A 17,085-nucleotide genomic window follows, 5' to 3' on the forward strand; every position below is an offset into this window, starting at 1 on the left:
CGTATGCAAATCAATGCTTTTTATAACCGTCAAGGAATCGGCGATGTGCTCATGGTGTTATTGAGAGAAGGCGATCGTCATCACCAAATCGTCGAACGGAAAGACGATGTCGCCATCGTCAAGTCGACAAATGGAAAAGTGAACGGATACAACATTTTTAATGCGAGCAATTACTTTAACGTGGCCGACTGGCACGGGCCGGTCGAATTGACGGCAGAACTGATTGAAACGCTCGGTGTCATCTTGCGCAAGCAAAACATCGAGGCCGATCTTTCTGGCGTCGATTTCACGCCGAAGTTTGTCGTCGGGTACGTCGAATCGGCAGAGAAACACCCGGATGCGGATAAATTGTCGATATGCCAAGTCGAGACCGACCAAGGGACCGTCCAAATCGTCTGTGGCGCCCCAAACGTCGCGACCGGACAAAAAGTCGTCGTCGCCAAGCCGGGAGCGGTCATGCCGTCAGGGTTGATCATTCGTCCGTCTAAACTTCGTGGTGAGTCGTCACAGGGAATGATTTGTTCGGCCCGCGAACTCAATTTGCCTGACGCACCGCAAGAAAAAGGGATTTTAGTATTAGATGACGAATATGAAGTAGGGAAAGCATTTGAAATCGGTCGCTAAACTCGACCGATTTTTTGCTAAATAGGATTGAGTGAAAAAGCGAGGAATCGAGTATGGATGCATATGAACGTTCATTAAAACAACAGGCCGAGCGTATTCGCCGGGAATTGTCCCAAGAAGGAAAAAAGGCGGTGCCGGTCCCGAAAGTCGAGACACCAGAAGAGTTCATCCCGTCGGACGTCCCGTCACCGATTTACGGCTACGCGCGTCCGAAACCGAAAATCAATTTGCCATCTGAACATTCGCCGGAGACACGCTCCGATTTGAACGCTGATTCAAAATATGTGGAAGAGGCATCGACAGCAGAACCGTTCGTACCAGAGGCGACCGAGGAAACGGTAAATCGGGCCGAGCTGTTCCACGGGGCGCAATCGCCCCCAGTCGTCCCGGAGACGGTCGAAGAGGAGACAGAGACAGAAGAGTCGGTCGATGAAACGGTAGACGTCGAACGTGACTTGGCAATCGAGTCAGAAGCTGCGCCGGAGGCCGTCGTTGACGAACCGACAGAGATGGAAGAGCCGGTCGTTGAAACGGTAGACGTCGAACGTGACTTGGAAGTCGAGCCAGAAGCTGCACCGGAGGCCGTCGTTGACGAGCCGACGGTAATGGAAGAGCCGGTCGATGAAAAGGTAGACGTTGAACGTGACTTGGAAGCAGAGCCAGAAGCTGCGCCGGAGACATTGGTTGAAGTGCCGGCGAACGAGGTCACGATTTCCCCGGAAATTGAAGAACCGACCTTCGATGCTACGCAAGGAGAGCCAGTTGACGAGATTGAGGAGAAGACGGGTCTTGGCGACGTATCCATCCTTGAAGGCGGATTTGCTTCGGTATTTATGGGGTCGACTGAGTTATCACCTTCAAAAGTCGTCATCCGTGACGAGAAAGAGGCCGCGTCATCCGAACCGATCAACGTCGAGGAAACTTCTGTTGAACAAGTCGCACCGATTGTCGAGGATGTTGCAAAGACATTACAGACCGACACCGAGCAGACTGTAGTAGAAGATGAAGCGGAACTGACGCCTGCTGTTAGCGTATCCTACAAAGCAGAAGGCCCGCCGCTAAACGTCATGATGACACCGCAAGACCGAATGGCGATGTATCGCAAGCGGCGTCTCGATCAAAAAAACAATAATCTGTAATAGCATGACACCTAGAGTTTTGCTATAATGACAAAGGTTTGTCGCATTTTTTCGCAAACCGCAATGAATTAGGGGGGCTATTTACAGATGAACCGTTATCACTTCGTCGGAATTAAAGGAACGGGCATGAGTCCTTTAGCGCAAATTTTAAATGATATGAATAATGAAGTCCGAGGCTCGGACGTTGAAAAAGCATTTTTTACTGAAGAAGCATTGAATCGCAAAGGAATCGAGATCCTGCCGTTTGATCCTGAAAATATTACAGAAGGTCAAATCGTCGTGCAAGGGAACGCGTTCACTGACGACCATCCTGAAGTCGTCCGGGCGCGCGAGCTCGGATTGACGATCTATAAATATTACGAGTTCCTCGGTGAACTCGCGGATCATTACACGAGCGTGGCCATTACCGGCTCACACGGGAAGACATCGACGACAGGTCTGTTGGCCCACGTCATGCGCGGCATCGAACCGACGTCGTTCTTGATTGGCGACGGGACGGGCGAAGGGGTCGAAGACTCTAAAAACTTCGTTTTCGAAGCGTGCGAATACAAGCGCCACTTCCTATATTATCGTCCTGACTATGCCATCATGACGAATATCGACTTTGACCATTCGGACTATTTCTCTGGACTCGATGATGTCATTGACGCGTTCCAAGAGATGGCGAAACAAGTCAAAAAAGGAATCATCGCATGTGGAGATGATGAGAATCTCCAACACATTCAAGCAAACGTACCAATTGTGTATTACGGATTCGGTGCGCACAACGATTTCCGGGCTGAAAACGTTGAATCGACCGATCGCGGCACGACGTTTGACGTGTTCCTACGGGACGACTTCTACGGTACGTTCCGCATCCCGGGTTACGGTAACCATAGCGTCTTGAACGCGCTCGCTGTCATCGCGACGTGCGACTACGAGAACTTGCCAAAAGAGCTCGTCAAAGATCGCCTCGAGACGTTCAATGGCGTAAAACGTCGCTTTAGCGAATCGACGCTCGGGAATCAAGTGCTTGTCGATGACTACGCGCATCACCCGCGGGAGATTAGTGCGACTGTCGAAGCAGCTCGCAAGAAGTACGCGGGACGTGAAGTCGTGGCTGTATTCCAACCGCACACGTACACTCGTCTCAAATCGTTCATGGACGATTTTGCGGCGTCGCTCGCTGAAGCGGACGCGATCTACTTGTGTGACATCTTCGGTTCGGCTCGCGAGCAAGAAGGGACGGTCACAATCGAAGACCTCCAATCACGGATCGAAGGGGCGAACGTGTTGAAACGTGGCGGCACACAGGTGCTTCGCGCACACGACAACGCCGTGCTCTTGTTCATGGGCGCTGGGGATATCCAGACGTATCAACGAGAGTATGAAGAGATTGTTCGTCAAGAAGCATAAGTTGCGAGCGGCTGCGGCCGCTCGTTTTTTCGTGTTTAATTTTCTTATAAGACGGAAATAATACTATCGACTGATTACGGAAAAGGAGATGTTATGAATGGCAAGCCAAGGCGCATTGAACACGTTAAACAAAGAAGTGGCCAACTATGGCCTCTTGTTCGTGAAACTCCACAACTATCATTGGTATATTAGCGGGCCACACTTCTTCACGTACCACGAGAAGTTAGAGGAACTGTATAACCTCGTCGCGGAACTTTACGACGACGTGGCGGAGCGACTGCTCATGAATGACGGCGAACCGTATGCGACGATGAAAGAGTATTTAGAGCATTCGACGCTTAAAGAAGGAGATCGTCACGCCGAGACGGATCAGATGATCAAAGACATCATCGGCGACTTCAAACAGATTCGCCAAGAGATGCAAGATGCGATGGAGAACTTCGAGGACGGGGACGAAGCGATTGAGGACACGTTCGTCTCTCACATCGAGCGTCTCGAGAAAGAGATTTGGATGATGTCAGCAGCGCTCGGCAAGAAGACGAAGCTGTAAGCAAAAAAGCGTGCCCCGGCGGCACGCTTTTTGTTATTTCAAATTTTCTGGATTGAGTGGCAAGAGCGAGTCGACGACGAAGCGACCGTCTTTCCGAATCAACACGTCATCGAACCAAATCTCGCCGCCGCCGTAGTCCGGGCGTTGGATGTTGACGAGGTCCCAGTGGATGGACGAGTCGTTGCCGTTATAAGCGTCGTCATACGCCTGACCCGGTGTGAAGTGGAAACTACCATCAATCTTCTCATCAAACAAGATGTCTTTCATCGGGTGTTGGATGTATGGGTTGACGCCGATGGCGAACTCGCCGACGTAACGGGCGCCTTCGTCCGTATTGAACACGTCGTTGATGCGGTCCGTATCGTTTGCCGTCGCCTCGACGATCTTTCCGTCTTGGAACGTCAATTTCACGTTCTCGTACGTGAACCCGTGATACGGTGATGGCGTGTTGTACGTGATGACGCCGTTGATTGAGTCTTTCACGGGCGCTGTGAACACTTCACCGTCCGGGATGTTCATTTGGCCCGAGCATTTGATGGCCGGGATGTCTTTGATGGAGAACGTGAGGTCCGTTCCCGGTCCTGTAATCGTCACGCGGTCGGTCTCGTTCATGAGGCTGACGAGGGCGTCCATCGCCCGGTCCATCTTGCCGTAGTCGAGCGTACAGACGTTGAAGTAAAAGTCTTCGAACGCCTCGGTCGATTTCCCGGCGAGCTGGGCCATCGACGGCGACGGATAGCGGAGCACGACCCAGCGCGTCCCTTTGACGCGGTCTTCTGTGTGCATTTTCCCGATCGTCGCGCCGACAAGTTTTTGCTGTTCGGCCGGCACATCGGATAATTCATTGATGTTGTCCCCGGCACGAAGACCGATATAGGCGTCCATTGCTTGCATCTGTTTCCGTTCGATGTCTGCCATCAGCTCGAGCTGTTCTCGGCTCGCTCCCATGTAGAGCTTGCGTAGGATTCGACTCTCTTTCAACAAGACGAATGGATGACCACCTGCTTCGTACGTCTTCTCGACGAGTGCCTCGACGAGCGATTCTTCGACTCCAAAATTCTCGATTAGCACGCGTTCCCCCGGCTTCAATTCAACCGAATAGTTGATTAACCCATCCGCGAGTTGCGTGATTCTTGGATCTCTCATACGTCCACCCCTTAACTTTTTAAATTTTTTCTATTTTAGTGTAATCGAAAACATAAAAACGGGTAAAGGAATAATCAGACCGGATGGCGAAAACGGTTGAGACAAATCTTTTCAGTCATAATGGTGCTATAATGAAACCACCATATTATTGAACAGGAGGAATGATTGGATGGAAATTACATTGGGAGGCATCGCGGGACTGATTGCCGCACTCGCGTTTGTCGTACTCGTCTTTTTCTTGGCGCGTGTCTTATCGAACGTGAACCGGACACTCGGTAGCGTCGCGAACACGACCGAGAATTTAGAACGACAGTTGGATGGGATTACGATGGAAGTGACGGCGCTCTTACATAAGACGAACCGTCTCGTGGATAACGTAGAAGAGAAAACAGAATTGCTCGCACCTGTGGCTCACGCCCTTGACGAGCTCGGCACGTCACTCAATGAAGTGACCGAGTCGGTCCGGACAGTGTCTTCGTCTGTACACGTGGCAGCCGATGAGAACAAAGAACAAATTGCGCAAGCGGTCCGATGGGGATCGGTCGCCGTGGAATTATTCAAGAAAAACAAAACTGAGACTGGCAACGAACGCCCATCGCGTCGTCGTGGACGACGTGAACGGAAGGAAGAAACACCGTCTGTCTCACCGGGTGTCGTCGCAACGGATGACACATTAAAATCTTAATCATCTCTAGGAGGAACGCACACATGACATACGATAAAAACAATTCACAACACACACAACAGTCATCAGGCGGAGGCTTTTTAGCCGGAGTCGTACTTGGAGGAGTCATCGGGGCGGCGGTCGCGCTTCTCACGTCGCCGAAGAGTGGACGTGAAGTACGGACGTACCTTGATGAGAAGACGGCCACATCACGTGAGCGTTTGACGGTCAAATCGAAAGAAGTCCGTAAGAAGGCCGAACCGGTCGTAGGAGAATGGATTAAAGTCGCGAGCGACAAGTCGGCTCCACTTCTTGAGAAAGCGGCACCGGTCCTTAACCTCGTGAAGGACAAAGCCCGTGAAGCGGCCGAGCTCAAACAGCAGGTCGACGAAGATGAACTGTCGATTGAAGAGGCGATGGAGAAGGCCGACCAACTCGTCGCTGAAGCAGAGGCGGAAGTGAAAGAGCAACTCGATCGGGCGGCAGACGAGACATCGAACGAAGCAACGAAAGATGATTCGAAGCAAACTGACTCATCTTCTGGTCAAGCTAAGAAACAAGAACAGGCCAAACCGGAAAGTAGTCGTGACGAGTCAACGAACCATGAATCGGAGTTTGAAGCACCGGTTAAAGATTTGCTCGATGACGAGTCGAAACAAGAACTCAAAGAGTTGAAACAAGATTTGAAGAATGGCAAGAAATAAACGGTGATACCCAGGTCTCCTGGGTATTTTTTTGTGGAATCTGTGTCGGCGACCATTTGTCTATGACAAAGCGGGAGAAATTCGATATAATTAGGTTTCTGGAAAGAACGGCTTAGAAATGAGAGGGTAATTATGAGTCCACAAGATCAATTGAACCGATTACGTCGTGAAATGGATGAATTGAACCGAGAAATGCTTGATTTGCTCAGTCGCCGAGGAGAACTCGCGGTCGAGATTGGTAAAGTGAAACGCCTTCAAGGCGTCGAACGATACGATCCCGTACGCGAACGCGAGATGCTCGATTTTATTGCGGCCGAGAATCGAGGTCCTTTTGAGACGCCACGTCTTCAACATCTATTTAAAGAGATGTTCAAAGCGTCTGCCGAGTTGCAAGGGGAGGACCGCGATAAGACGCTCCTCGTCTCACGGAAACGTCAAGCCGAGGATACGGTCGTCACGCTTGGCGGGGCGACGATTGGCAACGGACGCCCTCAATTGATTGCGGGGCCATGTGCCGTCGAATCATTCGAACAAGTGAACGCCGTCGCTGAGAAACTCGCCTTATCCGGTGTGAAGATTATGCGCGGTGGCGCGTATAAGCCACGGACGTCGCCATATGATTTCCAAGGGCTCGGCTTTGACGGGCTCAAGCTGTTGAAACAAGCGGCCGACCGTCACGATTTACGAGTCATCTCTGAAATCATGACGCCGGGTGCGGTCGAATCGGCGCTTCCATACGTGGACATCATCCAAGTCGGGGCCCGCAACATGCAGAACTTCGATTTACTAAAAGAAGTCGGGAAGACGGATAAACCCGTGCTCTTGAAACGCGGGCTGTCGGCTACAATCGAAGAATTCATCTATGCAGCGGAGTACATCATGGCGAGCGGGAACCATCAAATCATCCTTTGTGAGCGCGGCATCCGGACGTATGAACGGGCGACGCGCAACACACTCGATATCACGGCCGTGCCGATTTTGAAGCAAGAGACACATTTGCCGGTTATGGTCGATGTCACCCATTCGACCGGGCGCCGCGATTTGTTGCTTCCGGCTGCGAAGGCGGCACTTGCTGTCGGGGCCGACGGTGTCATGGTCGAGGTGCACCCGAATCCGGCCATCGCCTTGTCCGATGCCCAGCAACAGCTCGATTTCGACCAGTTTGATGAATTTGTGAACGGATTGACGACACAATTCCCTCAACTTGATTTGGTAAAAAAGTAAGCTTTCCAATTGGAAACGTTTTATATGGCGTGAAGACAGGGTAAAATGATGACAGATACCTGTCTTCCTTTTTTGACACGTTTTTTGAAAATCGTTTGAAAATCATTGCTTGTAGGAGGAGTTTTAATGAATAGTAACAATGTAACGATCTATGATGTCGCACGAGAGGCCGGGGTATCGATGGCGACCGTCTCTCGTGTCGTCAACGGAAACCCGAACGTCAAACCGACGACCCGTAAGAAAGTCCAGGACGCGATTGACCGTCTCGGTTATCGTCCGAACGCTGTCGCACGTGGTCTTGCGAGCAAGAAGACGACGACGGTCGGCGTCATCGTACCGGATATCTCGAACATTTTCTTTGCCGACCTTGCGCGCGGTATCGAAGACGTCGCGACGATGTACAAGTACAACATCATCCTCGGGAACTCGGATGCGAACCGGGATAAAGAGATTCACTTGTTGAACACGCTTCTCGGGAAACAAGTCGACGGCATCATCTTCATGGGCGGCCGTCTTCACGAAGATCTCGTCGAAGAGTTCAAGAAATCACCGGTTCCAATCGTCTTGGCCGCGACGTTGAACCAAGGCTATGACCTGCCGGCGGTCAATATCGACTATGAGCAGGCGGCATATGACGCGACCGAGATGTTGATTGGCCACGGCCACAAACAAGTCGGTTTCATCACTGGCCCGCTCGAGCAACAAATCAACGGCGAGAAGAAGTTCGCCGGTTATCGCCGGGCACTTGAAGATGCCGGTCTTCCGTTCCAGGAGAACGACGTCATCCTCGGTAACTACACGTACGCCTCGGGCCTCGAAGCGATGCAGAAGATGCTTGAGCGTGACGATTGCCCGAAAGCCATCTTCGCTGGAACGGATGAGATGGCGCTCGGCGTCATCCATGCAATTCAAGACGCGGGCTTCTCGGTCCCAAACGACTTTGAAGTCGTCGGCCACGATAACACGCGTCTTGCGACGATGATTCGTCCGAAATTGACGACGGTCGTCCAACCGATGTATGACATCGGTGCCGTCGCCATGCGTCTCTTGACGAAGATTTTGAACGCGGAAGAGATTGAAGAGAAGAACGTCGTCTTGCCACACCGCATCGAACGTCGCGACTCGTTACGAAACGACTGAACGAAAAAACACTGAAGCCCGGTCGACGGGATTCAGTGTTTTTTATAAGTAGAGTGATTTACGGTCGTTGGAGATGAACGGCCAGAACGCCCGTTTCGTCACTTCCCAGTTCTTTTCCTCGATTTGCTGGCGCCGTGGGATGTGGTCGAACGAATAGGTCGTATCGTCCCATCGCGTCGGTAACGGTTGATCGGCCCGATGCTGCCATTGCGCAATCCAATCGGCCGGAATGTCACCATGATAGGGTGCCTCGCGTGTCAGACCGGCCCACACTTGCGCCCAAGCGCGTGGCACGGTTCTGAACCAGTCATAACCACCACCGCCGAGGGCGACGAGCCGTCCCTCTGTATATTCATCGGCGAGCCGGGATGTAATTTGCGGGATTTGCTCGAACGTCCGAATCGTCGAGGCGAGGTGGGTGAGCGGGTCGAACGCATGTGCGTCGGCCCCGTTTTGCGTCAAAATGATGTCCGGCTTGAACCAAGCGCACGCCTCGCGTAACACCGTCTCATAACAATGAAGGAACGAGTCGTCCTGCGTGAAGGCGTCGACCGGGACATTCCAACTGTAGCCGTATCCGCTCCCGTTCCCACGCTCGGTGACGGCACCTGTGCCAGGGAACAAGTAGCGTCCGGTCTCATGAATCGAGAGCGTCATGACGTCCGGGTCGTCATAAAACAGCCACTGTACGCCGTCCCCGTGATGGGCGTCAGTATCGACATAAAGCACCCGCATACCATACTGCTTACGGACGTGGGCGATGGCGACGGCCGCATCGTTATAGACGCAAAAACCGGACGCCTTCCGCTGCATGCCGTGATGTAGTCCGCCTCCGACGTGAAAGGCGCGTTCGACTTTCCCGCTCGCGACGAGGTCGAGCGCAAGCATCGTCCCACCGACGAGGCGGGCCGCCCCTTCGTGAATCGTCGGGAAAATGGGGGTATCTTCCGTACCGAGCCCGAACTTGTTCGCTTTTAGCCCGGTGAGCGTGCCGGCTGCCGCCGCTTGGACCGCCTCGATATAATCGCGGTCGTGGACGAGCGCCAAGTCTTCAATCGAAGCGAGTGGCGGGGCGATGCATTCATCACGTGACAGTTTTCCCGCTGTCGTCAAGAGCGAAGTCGTCAGCTCTAAACGAATCGGGTTGAACGGGTGGTCCGCATGGAAACGGTACGACGTCTCGTTTTCCCCGAATATGTAAGCCGGTCTCATTGCGACATCTCCGGCCCGAGCACGTCATAGCCTTCTCGTTTCAACCGTTCGATGATGCGGAGCGGGTTCATCGTCTGGACCCGGAACGAGATGATCCGTTTATACGGGTCTTCCGTCGGGTGGACGAAGACGTTGATGATGTTGACGTTCGTCTTGGCGAGAAGGCGCGTCACTTTCTCAAGCGTGCCGGTCGTGTTCTCGACAAGAATCTCGATTTGCGAACTCGGCTCAATGGCACCGGTCAGCTGAACGAAATAACGAAGTAAATCGGTCTCGGTCAACACACCGACGAGTTTGCCTCGTTCGACGATCGGAAGGCACGTCAACCGGTGTTCATAGAACAGCGCGGCCGCATCTTCGAAAAAGTCGGCCGGGTGTGCCGTCACAAGATCGGTCCGCATGATGCTCGACACCGGGTTTTGAAAGTCGGCGCTCTCACTCTCCGGATGGAACACGCTCGTCGCTCCGCTCATCTCGAACTGTCCAATGATTCCGATGACTTGCCGGGCCGGATTCGTGACGATGAGGTGACGCACTTTATGGTCACGCATGAGCTTTGCCGCGTGGGCGATCGTATTCGTCGGTTGAATCGTCACGACGTGGCGATTCATCATTTGTTCAATCAGCATCGTAGCCCTCCTCAGTCATACATGAACCGGCGGCGGAGCCGGAGCGAGTCGAAATGGTCAATCGATTCTTGGCGGACGTTCTTGCCGATTCGTGCCATGAGACAGTTGGCCGGATGCGAGGCGATCTCTGGGTCGTCGGTCGGGAAGAAGACGAGCCCGCCGTGATTCATCATCTTCTCCATCACGTTCCGGTAGTCCCAAATCGATAGCCCGCTTCCTTTCAAATCCCAGTGCCAATAATATTCTGTCGTCAAAATCAAAAAGTCATCCATATGCGGGTCCATCATCGACACTTCGAGCAACTGTTTGCCAATGCGTTGGCCGCGATAGCGCGGGCTGACCTCAATCGCTCCGAGCTCGAGGATGTATGGGTCGTTCCCTTCGCTCCAGCGCTCATACGGGTCTGGATATAAGTACGTCACATAGCCGATAATCAACTCATCGACCCGGGCGACGATGATCCGGCCTTCTTTCAAGGCAGCGATTTCGACGAGCGCCTTATGTTGGTCTTCCGGCTCCCGGAACGCCGTCAATCCTTCGTCGAGGCGATACGTCGCAAGAACGTCACTCTCAATCGGTCCATCGATGATTACGGCTCCGAGTGAGGTTTCCCACACTTTTGAATGATACTGTTTTTCCATGGAGTCACCACCTTTTCCACTTCTTATTATAGCGCTTTCATCGGACGAGTTTCACTCCGTTTTGGAGTTTTTGGAAATTCATTGATTTGTCATAATATTAACACTATACTGAAAGTGGTTATACCATTCATTACAGGGGAGGCGAATCTTTAACGATGGAAAAATTGAAAGCGTTATCAGGGGAACATCAATTGGCGTCGTATGAAGATGTTTGTCAGTCGTTCGAGTGGACGCAAGCAGAAGCGTTATTGTCTTGGAATTTGACCGGAAATGTCAACATGGCGTATGAGGCGATCGATCGTCACGCAGAAGGGGAACTCGCGACGAAACTAGCCTTGCTCTACTTCGATGGGGATCGAGAAGAGCGCTATACGTACGCTGACATGAAACAAGAAAGCAATCGGGCCGGAAACGTTCTGAAATCGGTTGGGGTGGAGAAAGGCGATCGAGTCTTTATCTTCATGCCGCGGAGTCCAGAACTTTATTTTATTTTACTCGGTACACTTAAACTTGGTGCCATCGTCGGCCCGTTGTTTGAGGCGTTCATGGAACAGGCGGTACACGACCGCCTGCTTGACGCTGAAGCCAAAGTCATCGTGACGACCGAGGCGTTGTTACCGCGTGTTCCGGTCGACCAGTTGCCGCACCTCGAGACGATTCTCATCGTCGGAGATGACGTGAACGAGTCAGGGAAAGTGATTGATTACCGTAAGCTGGCGCAAAACGCCACGACGGAGCTCGACATCACGTGGGTCGACCGTGAAGACGGGATGATTCTTCATTATACGTCTGGCTCGACAGGGAAACCAAAAGGCGTGTTGCACGTCCATAACGCGATGATTCAACAATTGATGACAGGGAAATGGGTGCTCGACTTGCAACCGGAAGATGTGTATTGGTGCACGGCCGACCCAGGCTGGGTAACGGGCACAAGTTACGGCATCTTCGCCCCGTTTTTAAACGGTGCGACGAACGTAATCGTTGGCGGGCGATTCAATCCGGAGTTTTGGTACTCGGTAATCGAACGTTTCGGCGTGACGGTCTGGTATAGCGCTCCGACGGCGTTTCGGATGCTCATGGGAGCCGGGGATGAGGCGTTCGCGAAGTACGACTTGTCGTCACTCCGTCATATCCTCTCGGTCGGTGAGCCGCTCAACCCGGAAGTCATCCGCTGGGGCAACGAGTCGTTCGGGTTACGTATTCATGATACGTGGTGGATGACCGAGACCGGGGCGATGATGATTTGCAACTATCCGACGATGGACATCAAACCGGGTTCGATGGGGAAAGCCATCCCTGGCTGTGAGGCGGCCATCTTAGATGACCGTGGACAACCGCTCCCGCCGCATCGGATGGGCAATTTGGCACTCAAGACGCCATGGCCGTCGATGATGCGCAAGATTTGGAAGAACGATGCAAAGTATGAGAGCTACTTCTGGGGCGACTGGTACGTCTCGGGTGACTCGGCTTATATGGACGAGGACGGGTATTTCTGGTTCCAAGGCCGTGTCGACGACGTCATTATGACGGCAGGCGAGCGTGTCGGACCGTTCGAGGTCGAGAGTCGTCTCGTCGAGCATCCGGCTGTCGCCGAAGCAGGCGTGATCGGGAAACCAGACCCGGTCCGCGGTGAAATCATCAAGGCGTTCATCGCGCTCCGGAAAGGCTATGAGCCGTCGGATGAGTTGAAGGCAGAGATTCAAAAGTTCGTCAAAGAGGGGCTCGCGGCGCATGCGGCACCTCGGGAAATCGAGTTCAAAGACAAGTTGCCGAAGACGCGCAGCGGTAAGATTATGCGTCGTGTCTTGAAGTCATGGGAATTGAACCTTGAGACAGGTGATTTATCGACAATGGAAGATTGATTGAAAAAAAGGTCGACACCGCGGTGTCGACCTTTTCGTCTTGCTTATTCGTCCGCGTCTGCCTCGGCATCCGCTTCTTCTTGCGCTTTCTTTTCAGCCTCGGCTTTCTTCTTGGCTTCTTCTTCCGCCTTTTTCGCGTCTTCTGCCTTCTTCTTCGCCTCAGCTTCTGCTTTTTTCTTTGCTTCTTCGTCTTGCTTTTCAGCAGCTTCGCGTTTCGCGTCTTCCGCCTCTTGCTTGGCCTCTTCCGCTTTTTCTTTCGCTTCTTCTGCTTTCTTCTTCGCTTCCTCTTCCTTCTTCTTCTCTTCGACTTTCTTCTTCTCTGAGAACGTTCCAGAGTCTTGGAAGTCTTTTGACGTCACGCTAGATGGTTGCGTGAAGCGTGCGTTCGTGAACGTCTCCGGCTTATCCGCATACACGCGGTTCACGATTTGTGACCAAATCCGTTGCGTCCGCTGGTAGTATGGGCCGTATGGGTAAGCATCGGTCATCCCGAGTTTTTGGTTATCGTAACCAGACCAGACTGCGAGTGTGACGTCTGGCGTCGAGCCAACGAGATACGAATCTCGTTTCAATTGTGTCGTACCGGTTTTACCCATCCAGTCGCCCGGGGCGTTCAAAAGTGACTTGGCGTACGTCGCCGTACCTGACGTGTACACGTCACGCAACATGTCGACGACGAGGTAGGCCGTGCGATCGGAGTAAATCCGTTTCTTCTCAGGCTGGGCCTCAAAGATGATCTCGCCTTGGAACTCGACTTTATCGACGAAGTACGGGTTTACGTGTTCGCCGTAGTTGGCGAGCATCGCATACGTCGACGCGAGGTTGACCGGGCTGACTTCACCGACACCGAGTGCCATCGAGGAGGCTTTTCGGTTCGTATCCGATACGCCGATGCCCATATCGATGAGTTTCTGTGTGTCAGCCTCCATTTGGTTCCGTTCTTCATAAATTTTGACGGCAGGAACGTTCAATGATAGTTTGAGCGCGTCGCGGACAGTGACTGGGCCGCGGTACGTTTTCCCTTCGTTGTTGACCGGGTCTTTCCGTTCGCTGTAATCATATTGATAGAAGTATTCTTCGTCGATAATCGTCGTCGCAGGTGTGATCATGCCTGCCTCGATCGCATTCGCGTAAACGAGAATCGGTTTTGCGGTCGATCCGATTTGACGAGTCATCTGCGTGGCGTGGTTATATTCTTCAGTCTTTCCGTTAATATAGCGTCCACCGACGAAGCCGAGCACACGGCCCGTCTTGTTCTCGAGCATGACCGCAGCGGTCTGTTCCGGATAGCTCGTCCCGTCCGCATTTTGGTTCGGTCCGAAGTTATTCGCGTTTTTAGCCGGCTGCTGCATCGATTCGTGGATTTGCTTATCGAGCGTCAAGTGAATCTTATAACCGCCTTGACGGAGCGCGTTGTGCGCCCGTTTCCCGTAAGTCGAACGGACTTCGTTCCGTTCGTTTGGTCCGAGGTCGTTCAGGTTGATTCCGTCTTCTTGTAAGAAGTGGTTCGTCACGATAGCGAGCGCCTCACGTTCCGCTACGTCGACGAGATACGGATAACGGTCGCGCGGCTTCGATTGTGTCTTCATGAAGTCTTGCGTGATATCGTAGTTATACGCCGCATCATATTCTTCTTGTGTGATTTTCCCGGCGACGTACATTCGATTCAGTACCGTCTTCATCCGGTTGATGCCGGCGGTGACGTCTTCTTTAATGACTCCGCCTTGATAATATGGCGTGTAGAGGAACGGGTTTTTCGGAATCCCGGCAAGGAATGCCGCTTGCGGGAGTGTCAAGTTCTCTGCCGACGTGTTGAATACGCCGCGAGACGCTGCTTCAATCCCGGAGATGTTGCGTCCCATCGAGTTGCGTCCGAACGAGACGACGTTCAAGTAGGCGTTCAAAATCTCATCTTTATCCATCGCTTTTTCGAGGCGTAGCGCGAGCAAAATCTCTTTCGCTTTCCGCTCGAACGACACTTCGTTCGTCAACATCTGGTTCTTGATGAGCTGTTGGGTGAGTGTCGAGCCGCCGGTCCGCTCTTCTGAACCGGTCGCTTCTTGCAAGATGGCACGGAGCGTCGCTTTCGGGACGACCCCGTCATGCTCGTAAAACTCGACGTCCTCGGTCGCTAACAACGCGTCGATGACGAACGGCGATACTTTATCGACTGGAATCGGCGTACGCACTTCATCGGTCGTGTAGTTCCCGATCCGTTCTCCGCTTCCGAAGTAAATGTCAGAGGTCGACGAGTACGTGTTGATTTGGGACGTCATCGTCTTATAGGCAGGGGTTGGCATGTCCTTGACGAGCGATGCGAAATACCCGGCGCCGATTCCGGCGCCTAAAAAACCGATGAGGACAACGGAGATGATCGTGAGCAGGAGTACGTTCCACGACACATCGTAAAATACATTGGCATAACGGCGGGCTTTCAAGGACGTTGGATTGTTCCATAAGTCTCGAATCTTTTGCAGCATGACAGCCTCCTTCATATGGTGTAAATCGATTGCAGACAGTAATATATTCGATTATAGCACAAGTCTTTCCCCACCTTATCGTGAATCGACCTTTCGTTGCAAGTTTCAATCTTGTTATTGACAACGTGGAAACCAAACTTATAAAATGAATGGCATAGTCATTATATCGATGCAATGAAGAAAGCGAAGTAGTCGGTGGACCGCTTGTCCAGAAAGCTAGTGGATGCTGTGAACTAGCCAATGTCAACTGATGAATTACACTTTTGGAGCATGCCGTTCGGCCGGGTCGAGACCGTTATCTCTCATGTAAAGTGGCCACAGCTGTGGCAATTAGGGTGGTACCGCGGAATCTCCGTCCCTTCTCGATATGAGAAGGGGCGTTTTTTTATGTCAATCGAAGGAGTGGGACAAATGGAATTATTGAATGATTTAGCATTTCGAGGACTCGTCAACCAAATGACGGATGAAGCAGGATTGAAAGAACAGTTGAAGAAGCCGACGACGCTTTACACGGGATTTGACCCGACAGCGGATTCGCTCCATATCGGGCACTTGTTGCCGATTTTGACGCTCAGACGTTTTCAAGAGGCGGGACATCAAGTCATCGCCCTCGTCGGTGGAGCGACGGGGATGATCGGCGACCCGTCTGGACGCTCGGACGAACGGTCACTGAACACGCTCGACACGGTCAAAGAATTCTCGGACCGCATCAAAGATCAATTGAGCCGTTTCCTCCCGTTAGAAGGGGAGAACCCGATCACGATCCGAAACAACTACGAATGGACGGCGGAACTATCGATTATCGACTTTTTACGTGATGTCGGAAAGCATTTCCCGATCAGTTACATGCTCGCGAAAGACTCAGTCGATTCACGATTGGAAAACGGAATCTCGTACACGGAATTCTCATACATGTTGTTGCAATCGTTCGACTTTTTGAAGTTATACGAAACAGAGAACTGCCGCCTTCAAGTCGGTGGGAGCGACCAGTGGGGGAACATCACAGCTGGACTCGAACTCATCCGCCGTTTCGGTCATCAAGAAAAGGCGTTCGGTCTCACCGTGCCGCTCGTCACGAAGTCGGACGGTCAAAAGTTCGGGAAGACGGCTGGCGGTGCGGTCTGGCTCGATGCTGACAAGACGACACCGTACGAGTTCTACCAGTTTTGGATTAACGTCGATGACGCCGACGTCATCAAGTTCATCAAATACTTCACGTTCATGACGCACGAAGAGATTGATGCGCTCGCGGAAGAAGTTGCAGCTGCTCCGGAGAAACGTGCTGCCCAGCGCCGTCTCGCCGAAGAGATGACGAAGCTCGTCCACGGGGAAGCCGGTCTTGAACAGGCTGAGCGAATCACGAACGCATTCTTCAGCGGAGACCTCGCGACACTGAAACCGGAAGACATGGACGCGGCGTTCAAAGGGATGCCGCAGTACGAACTCGATGGTGAGCGTAACCTCGTCGACCTTCTCGTTGAGGCGGGGATCGTCCAATCGAAACGTCAGGCACGGGAAGACGTGCAAAACGGTGCCATCTATTTGAACGGCGAGCGTGAACAAGCGCTCGATAAGACGGTGACACGCGCCGATACGCTCGGTGAGTTCACGATCATCCGTCGTGGTAAGAAAAAATACTTCGTCATTCGCCACGTCTGATGCAACCGTCCATTCT

At 52.5% G+C, this 17,085-nt stretch carries 15 protein-coding genes and 1 other annotated feature; of the genes, 10 read left to right on the forward strand and 5 right to left on the reverse strand.

What is annotated here, in order from left to right; genetic code table 11:
* Positions 1-3 precede the first annotated feature (3 nt).
* The 4 genes from ytpR (at position 4) to DI14_RS13005 (ending at position 3,708) form a co-directional block, all read left to right on the forward strand.
* Positions 4-624 carry a YtpR family tRNA-binding protein gene (ytpR, locus tag DI14_RS12990; protein WP_034809232.1) on the forward strand — a complete coding sequence of 207 codons (621 nt, stop codon included), beginning with the start codon at positions 4-6 and terminating at the stop codon, positions 622-624.
* A gap of 53 nt (positions 625-677) precedes the next feature.
* Positions 678-1,763 (forward strand): hypothetical protein, encoded by a 1,086-nt coding sequence (locus DI14_RS12995; RefSeq protein WP_034809235.1) that lies wholly within the window; start codon positions 678-680, stop codon positions 1,761-1,763.
* 87 nt (positions 1,764-1,850) lie between these two features.
* Positions 1,851-3,158: a UDP-N-acetylmuramate--L-alanine ligase gene (murC, locus tag DI14_RS13000; RefSeq protein WP_034809245.1), complete on the forward strand. Its 1,308-nt coding sequence runs from the start codon at positions 1,851-1,853 to the stop codon at positions 3,156-3,158.
* A gap of 97 nt (positions 3,159-3,255) precedes the next feature.
* Entirely contained in the window at positions 3,256-3,708 is a 453-nt protein-coding gene (locus tag DI14_RS13005) for a DNA starvation/stationary phase protection protein (protein ID WP_034809247.1), read from the forward strand.
* 33 nt (positions 3,709-3,741) lie between these two features.
* On the opposite strand, the gene DI14_RS13010 is transcribed toward DI14_RS13005, so the two are convergent.
* Positions 3,742-4,854, reverse strand: a complete 1,113-nt coding sequence (locus DI14_RS13010; protein WP_034809249.1) for an aminopeptidase — start codon at positions 4,852-4,854, stop codon at positions 3,742-3,744.
* 169 nt (positions 4,855-5,023) lie between these two features.
* On the opposite strand from DI14_RS13010, the gene DI14_RS13015 reads away from it, so the two are divergent.
* The 4 genes from DI14_RS13015 to ccpA all read left to right on the forward strand — a co-directional run bounded on the left by DI14_RS13015 (position 5,024) and on the right by ccpA (position 8,586).
* Positions 5,024-5,539 (forward strand): DUF948 domain-containing protein, encoded by a 516-nt coding sequence (locus DI14_RS13015; RefSeq protein ID WP_034809250.1) that lies wholly within the window; start codon positions 5,024-5,026, stop codon positions 5,537-5,539.
* Positions 5,540-5,562: 23 nt separating this feature from the next.
* Positions 5,563-6,222 carry a YtxH domain-containing protein gene (locus DI14_RS13020; protein ID WP_034809251.1) on the forward strand — a complete coding sequence of 220 codons (660 nt, stop codon included), beginning with the start codon at positions 5,563-5,565 and terminating at the stop codon, positions 6,220-6,222.
* 132 nt (positions 6,223-6,354) lie between these two features.
* Positions 6,355-7,446 (forward strand): bifunctional 3-deoxy-7-phosphoheptulonate synthase/chorismate mutase, encoded by a 1,092-nt coding sequence (locus DI14_RS13025; protein WP_034809253.1) that lies wholly within the window; start codon positions 6,355-6,357, stop codon positions 7,444-7,446.
* A gap of 126 nt (positions 7,447-7,572) precedes the next feature.
* Positions 7,573-8,586 carry a catabolite control protein A gene (gene ccpA / locus DI14_RS13030; protein WP_034809255.1) on the forward strand — a complete coding sequence of 338 codons (1,014 nt, stop codon included), beginning with the start codon at positions 7,573-7,575 and terminating at the stop codon, positions 8,584-8,586.
* 42 nt (positions 8,587-8,628) lie between these two features.
* Here ccpA and DI14_RS13035 read toward each other — a convergent pair whose 3' ends face one another.
* From DI14_RS13035 to DI14_RS13045, 3 genes are read right to left on the reverse strand one after another with little or no spacing between them, the layout of a single operon-like run.
* Positions 8,629-9,798, reverse strand: coding sequence for an acetoin utilization protein AcuC (locus DI14_RS13035; RefSeq protein WP_034809256.1), 1,170 nt, complete (start codon positions 9,796-9,798; stop codon positions 8,629-8,631).
* A complete protein-coding gene (locus tag DI14_RS13040; RefSeq protein ID WP_034809258.1) occupies positions 9,795-10,427 on the reverse strand; it encodes an acetoin utilization AcuB family protein in 633 nt (210 codons plus the stop codon). The genes DI14_RS13035 and DI14_RS13040 overlap by 4 nt, the downstream gene beginning before the upstream one ends.
* 11 nt (positions 10,428-10,438) lie before the next feature.
* A complete protein-coding gene (locus tag DI14_RS13045; protein WP_034809260.1) occupies positions 10,439-11,068 on the reverse strand; it encodes a GNAT family N-acetyltransferase in 630 nt (209 codons plus the stop codon).
* A 155-nt stretch (positions 11,069-11,223) separates the two neighbouring features.
* On the opposite strand from DI14_RS13045, the gene acsA reads away from it, so the two are divergent.
* Entirely contained in the window at positions 11,224-12,930 is a 1,707-nt protein-coding gene (acsA, locus tag DI14_RS13050) for an acetate--CoA ligase (protein ID WP_034809261.1), read from the forward strand.
* A 44-nt stretch (positions 12,931-12,974) separates the two neighbouring features.
* On the opposite strand, the gene DI14_RS13060 is transcribed toward acsA, so the two are convergent.
* Positions 12,975-15,410, reverse strand: coding sequence for a transglycosylase domain-containing protein (locus DI14_RS13060; RefSeq protein WP_051622727.1), 2,436 nt, complete (start codon positions 15,408-15,410; stop codon positions 12,975-12,977).
* A 165-nt stretch (positions 15,411-15,575) separates the two neighbouring features.
* Positions 15,576-15,773, forward strand: a binding site (T-box leader).
* A 48-nt stretch (positions 15,774-15,821) separates the two neighbouring features.
* Here DI14_RS13060 and tyrS point away from each other — a divergent pair.
* On the forward strand, positions 15,822-17,069 hold the full coding sequence (tyrS, locus tag DI14_RS13065) for a tyrosine--tRNA ligase (RefSeq protein ID WP_034809263.1): 1,248 nt from the start codon (positions 15,822-15,824) through the stop codon (positions 17,067-17,069).
* Positions 17,070-17,085: the final 16 nt, after the last annotated feature.

It is taken from the genome of Exiguobacterium sp. AB2, assembly GCF_000696055.1.
GTDB classification, from domain to species: domain Bacteria; phylum Bacillota; class Bacilli; order Exiguobacteriales; family Exiguobacteriaceae; genus Exiguobacterium; species Exiguobacterium alkaliphilum.

Bases quoted from the DNA above. Each gene is read 5' to 3' on its own strand.
- ytpR (WP_034809232.1), top strand. From the start codon at position 4: ATGCAAATCAATGCTTTTTATAACCGTCAAGGAATCGGCGATGTGCTC.
- DI14_RS12995 (WP_034809235.1), top strand. From the start codon at position 678: ATGGATGCATATGAACGTTCATTAAAACAACAGGCCGAGCGTATTCGC.
- murC (WP_034809245.1), top strand. From the start codon at position 1,851: ATGAACCGTTATCACTTCGTCGGAATTAAAGGAACGGGCATGAGTCCT.
- DI14_RS13005 (WP_034809247.1), top strand. From the start codon at position 3,256: ATGGCAAGCCAAGGCGCATTGAACACGTTAAACAAAGAAGTGGCCAAC.
- DI14_RS13010 (WP_034809249.1), bottom strand. From the start codon at position 4,854: ATGAGAGATCCAAGAATCACGCAACTCGCGGATGGGTTAATCAACTAT.
- DI14_RS13015 (WP_034809250.1), top strand. From the start codon at position 5,024: ATGGAAATTACATTGGGAGGCATCGCGGGACTGATTGCCGCACTCGCG.
- DI14_RS13020 (WP_034809251.1), top strand. From the start codon at position 5,563: ATGACATACGATAAAAACAATTCACAACACACACAACAGTCATCAGGC.
- DI14_RS13025 (WP_034809253.1), top strand. From the start codon at position 6,355: ATGAGTCCACAAGATCAATTGAACCGATTACGTCGTGAAATGGATGAA.
- ccpA (WP_034809255.1), top strand. From the start codon at position 7,573: ATGAATAGTAACAATGTAACGATCTATGATGTCGCACGAGAGGCCGGG.
- DI14_RS13035 (WP_034809256.1), bottom strand. From the start codon at position 9,798: ATGAGACCGGCTTACATATTCGGGGAAAACGAGACGTCGTACCGTTTC.
- DI14_RS13040 (WP_034809258.1), bottom strand. From the start codon at position 10,427: ATGCTGATTGAACAAATGATGAATCGCCACGTCGTGACGATTCAACCG.
- DI14_RS13045 (WP_034809260.1), bottom strand. From the start codon at position 11,068: ATGGAAAAACAGTATCATTCAAAAGTGTGGGAAACCTCACTCGGAGCC.
- acsA (WP_034809261.1), top strand. From the start codon at position 11,224: ATGGAAAAATTGAAAGCGTTATCAGGGGAACATCAATTGGCGTCGTAT.
- DI14_RS13060 (WP_051622727.1), bottom strand. From the start codon at position 15,410: ATGCTGCAAAAGATTCGAGACTTATGGAACAATCCAACGTCCTTGAAA.
- tyrS (WP_034809263.1), top strand. From the start codon at position 15,822: ATGGAATTATTGAATGATTTAGCATTTCGAGGACTCGTCAACCAAATG.